This is a genomic window from Cytobacillus firmus NBRC 15306, assembly GCF_001591465.1.
GTDB lineage: Bacteria > Bacillota > Bacilli > Bacillales > Cytobacillaceae > Cytobacillus > Cytobacillus firmus.
Window position 1 is genome coordinate 1 of sequence record NZ_BCUY01000154.1, and the last position, 4,392, is coordinate 4,392.

Annotated in this window: 5 protein-coding genes; 4 read left to right on the forward strand and 1 reads right to left on the reverse strand. The window is 43.2% G+C overall.

Annotated elements, in window-relative coordinates; translation table 11 throughout:
• The first annotated feature begins 81 nt into the window (after positions 1-81).
• Both BFI01S_RS21145 and argS read left to right on the forward strand, forming a co-directional pair.
• Positions 82-1,266 (forward strand): FtsW/RodA/SpoVE family cell cycle protein, encoded by a 1,185-nt coding sequence (locus BFI01S_RS21145; protein ID WP_061794341.1) that lies wholly within the window; start codon positions 82-84, stop codon positions 1,264-1,266.
• A 29-nt stretch (positions 1,267-1,295) separates the two neighbouring features.
• Positions 1,296-1,886 carry an arginine--tRNA ligase domain-containing protein gene (gene argS, locus BFI01S_RS21150; RefSeq protein ID WP_268875351.1) on the forward strand — a complete coding sequence of 197 codons (591 nt, stop codon included), beginning with the start codon at positions 1,296-1,298 and terminating at the stop codon, positions 1,884-1,886.
• A 12-nt stretch (positions 1,887-1,898) separates the two neighbouring features.
• On the opposite strand, the gene BFI01S_RS21155 is transcribed toward argS, so the two are convergent.
• Positions 1,899-2,780, reverse strand: a complete 882-nt coding sequence (locus BFI01S_RS21155; RefSeq protein WP_061794342.1) for a sulfite exporter TauE/SafE family protein — start codon at positions 2,778-2,780, stop codon at positions 1,899-1,901.
• Positions 2,781-2,955: 175 nt separating this feature from the next.
• On the opposite strand from BFI01S_RS21155, the gene BFI01S_RS21160 reads away from it, so the two are divergent.
• Entirely contained in the window at positions 2,956-3,393 is a 438-nt protein-coding gene (locus BFI01S_RS21160; protein ID WP_061794343.1) for a Dps family protein, read from the forward strand.
• Positions 3,394-3,532: 139 nt separating this feature from the next.
• The coding region (locus BFI01S_RS21165; protein WP_061794344.1) for an EamA family transporter at positions 3,533-4,392 on the forward strand (860 nt) is incomplete at its 3' end.

Here is a 4,392-nt window from a genome sequence, read left to right on the forward strand (position 1 = left end):
CCTCTGAGTCTTGAATGGGGGTCTTACTGCCCGTTAGACTGCGATAAAAATGTAAAAAGGTAAAGAAACCAGGTGTATATTATGAACCAGAATAATAGATTCTCAGACCGATTCGATTGGACATTATGTTTTCTTCTGCTGCTGTTTTTTCTCATCAGCTGCATTGCGATTTACAGCGGACAATCCTCCAATCAATATGAAGGGAATTTTGTCATCTCACAAATTAAAAATTATATTGTTGGAGCCGTCATTGTTGGGATTGTCATGTATTTTGACAGCGAGCAAATCCGGAGACTCACATGGCTGCTGTACGGTTTAGGGATTCTATTGCTTATCGGACTATTCATTGCGCCGGAAAGCATCGCACCAGAGCGCAAAGGGGCTACATTGTGGTATATCATTCCCGGACTCGGTTCAGTGCAGCCTTCAGAATTCGTAAAGGTGTTCCTTATTATCACCCTCAGCAAAATCATCGCTGACCACCATCTGAAGTATCAGGCTAAGACCGCCGGCACGGACTTTTTTCTCCTAATCAAACTAGGGGCAGCCACATCGCCTCCATTAGGATTGATTATTATCGAAGACCTGGGTACTGCCCTTGTCATCATCGCAATATTAACAGGAATCATCCTGGTATCCGGAATCACCTGGAAAATCCTTGTTCCGATTTATGGAATCCTCGGGGCTTTCGCAGGAACGGTTCTATACCTGGTGATCATAGCACCGGAGATTTTAGAGAAATACCTTGGGATCGACCCCTATCAGTTCAGCAGAATTTATTCCTGGCTTGATCCGGTCAATCATAAGCAAGGGGCCGGAATGCAGCTGTATAATTCCATGCTCGCTATCGGCTCGGGATTAATTTCAGGTAAAGGCTTTACCGACAGGCAGGTATATGTGCCAGATGCCCACACTGATTTTATCTTTAGCGTCATTGGCGAGGAATATGGCTTCTTCGGCGCCAGTGTGGTCATCAGCCTTTTCTTTCTGCTTATCTATCACTTAACGAAAACCGGGCTTGAAACGACCGACCCTTTTAATACCTATATTTGCGTCGGGGTCATCAGTATGATCACCTTCCATGTATTTCAAAATATCGGTATGACTATTCAGGTCCTGCCAATCACCGGCATTCCGCTGCCTTTTATCAGCTACGGCGGAAGCTCACTTATGGGAAACATGATGGCGATGGGACTGATATTCAGCATTCGCTATCATCACAGAACCTATATGTTTTCAACCGACTCAAATTATGTTGCAAAATAATTCCTGGTGCGTATAATAACAGTAATTATTTGAAAGATGGAAAAAAGATGTCTACCAGAAAAGGCAGGGTCATCCTTCTGGAGGAGGTTCTGGATGAAGCTGTTCTTCTCGCAAAGAACAGCATCGAGGTTAAAAATCCCGGTCTGGAAAATAAAGATGAAGTCGCTGAAGCAGTCGGCATCCTAGCCATTTTGTTCCATGACCTGAAAAATGACCTCATGAACAATATTGAATTTTCCCTTGAAGATATGCTGACATTTGAAGGAGAAACCGGTCCCTATCTGCAATATACCAATGCCCGGACCTATTCCCTGCTCCGCAAGGGAGACGATATACCATCTGCTGCAAATGGGCTATCCGATCCTTACAGCTGGGAAATTATTAAGCTGCTCTATCAATATCCTGAGAAAATCAGACAATCTTATAGGCAGCTTTCCCCTTCTGTTCTCGCTAAATTTCTGATTGATGTGGCCCAGGCCTTCAATAAATATTACGGGCAGGTAAGAATACTGGAGAAGGATGCCGGCATCCAGGCAAGACTTGCCCTCGTCAAAGCAGTCACCATTGTTCTTACAGATGGCATGCAGACACTCGGCATGAAGGTGCCCCGCCAAATGTAAAAGGAGAAGCCATTATGGCCTCTCCCTTTTTGCCTTTATTCGGGCTTTTGCTTTCTGCATTTTCACAAGACTTCTTACTAGAAATCCGCCGACAAAAATGGCCATCAGTACTAAACCAGTATAATTCAAATGCATTAATTTCAGAATAACACTTGCCACCGTAGCCATATATAAGGCCCCAAGCATATAGGTGATATCTTCATTTTCAAAATAGGAGGTAAGCTTCGCCCCAAACTGTGAGCCAATGAGGCCTCCTCCTACGAGTGAAAGGCCAATCCAATAATCAATGCTGACAGTGGAGGCGTATGACAGGAAGCCTGCGGATACGATTAACATGATAGCAAACAAGCTGGTCCCTACTGCTTTTTTCGGCATCATCCCTAAATAAGCGACCGATAAAGGCACCATAATAAAACCGCCGCCCACCCCTAACGATGTAGAAACAAATCCTGCAAAAAATCCAATCAGCACCATCGTCAAAATGGAAGGCGAATGTTCAGAAGGGTAAACGGCATTGGCTGATTTTTCCCTTCTTTTTAACATGCTCAAAGCAAAATAAGACAGCAATATGATATAAAATACAGGCACTGCCCACGTGTCCCATCCTTTATTCTCAAGAAACAGAACAAATGGATAGGCTGCCTGAGTAGCAGCCATTCCGCTTAATCCAAGTATCAGGCCCTGCTTTATTTTTATATTCTTCAGCCTGATATGAGCTGAGATGCCTGAAAGGGACGTTCCGATCGAAAACAGCAAACTCGTGGTGATTGCTTCTACTGGAGAAAAACCAAAAAGCATAAGCGTTGGAGTAAGAATGAATCCCCCGCCTACCCCAAAAAAACCCGAAAGCACACTAATAAGCGCCCCGAGAGTAATAAATAAAACATATTCCATTTATATTCCTCACTAACTGTCTCCGCTATTAATCGGTACTATATCACTTTACCATAAGTGGCCACAGTTATACTGAGGATTTCTATTTTATTTATTTATAATAATTATAAATAAGTATTGATTATAATTTAATATCTGTTATAATAAATATATAAATTACTTAGGGGGAATTACGATGGAAAAATTACATGAGGCATTAAACGTACAAATTGCTAACTGGAGTGTCCTTTATACGAAATTGCACCGCTACCACTGGTTTGTAAAAGGCCCGCTCTTCTTTACTCTTCATGAAAAGTTCGAAGAATTATATAATGAAGCAGCGGAAGTAGTAGATGAGGCAGCGGAACGCCTGCTTGCAATCGGCGGCTCACCGGCAGCAAGCTTAAAGGAATTCCTAAGCATTACGACTCTTGAAGAATCTAATGGGGAAAAGAAAGCAGAAGACATGGTTGCCGCTCTTGCTTCGGATTATAAACATATTAAGGAACAATTAATCTCTTTAGCCCAGCTTGCCGAAGAACAGGAAGATCAAGTGACAGCCGACTTCGCCATCGGGTTAATGGAAAAATTGGATACGCATATTTGGATGCTGCAAGCCTACTTAGGAGAATAATCGATTTTGGCAAGAGAGTCAGTGAGAATGATCACTGGCTCTTATTTTTGTGCCGAAAAAATTTTTGCCCTTTGGACACTCTAAGGTGTTATGATTGACCTGATTGCTTCATTTCTATTTTCGGAAAGGAGTCTCCATAATGGCAAACTTAAAATATTCATTCTTTATTTTTCTGGGCGCATGCAGTTACGGCATTCTGGCATCCATTGTTAAACTAGGTCTTCATGCCGGCCACACTGTTCCCGAACTGACCGGAAGCCAATATTTAATTGGGCTCCTTTTGTTATTGCTTTCTTTCCCATTTATCAAAAGAACGAAAATCACCCTTAAACAAGCGGCAGCTTTGCTATTGACCGGCGCCTCTTTAAGCTTAACGGGCATTCTGTATGGAATGAGCCTTGACCGGAACCCGGCCTCCATCGCTGTTGTTCTTTTATTCCAGTTCACCTGGATTGGAATTCTTTTTGAAGCACTATATGAAAGAAAGATGCCCAGCAGAGCAAAAGTCACTTCTTCGATCTTGCTTATTATAGGAACGGTATTTGCAAGCAACCTGATTAATTCCGGGTCACATTCTATTCAAACAGATGGCCTGATTTACGGCTTATTATCTGCGGTTACATTTGCCGTGTTCATTTTTGCAAGCGGCAAGGCAGGCAAAGGAATTCCAACCATCCAGAGGAGCATCTTCATCACATTTGGCGGACTTCTTCTGGTTGCAGCTGTTTCAGGCCCCGTCTTAATAAGCGGCGGCATTCAGCTTGGTGGCCTATGGAAATTCGGACTGCTGATGGCATTGTTCGGCGCTATTTTCCCTATTGTCTTCTTTGCAATCGGTTCACCCCACTTAGATTCAGGTCTTGCCACGATTGTAGGTTCTGCCGAACTTCCGGCCGCTGTTGCTGCCGCTATGCTGATTCTTGGGGAAAGAATATCAGAAGCACAGGCTTTCGGGATAGTACTGATCCTGATCGGAATCAGCATACCGCAGTTTTCATT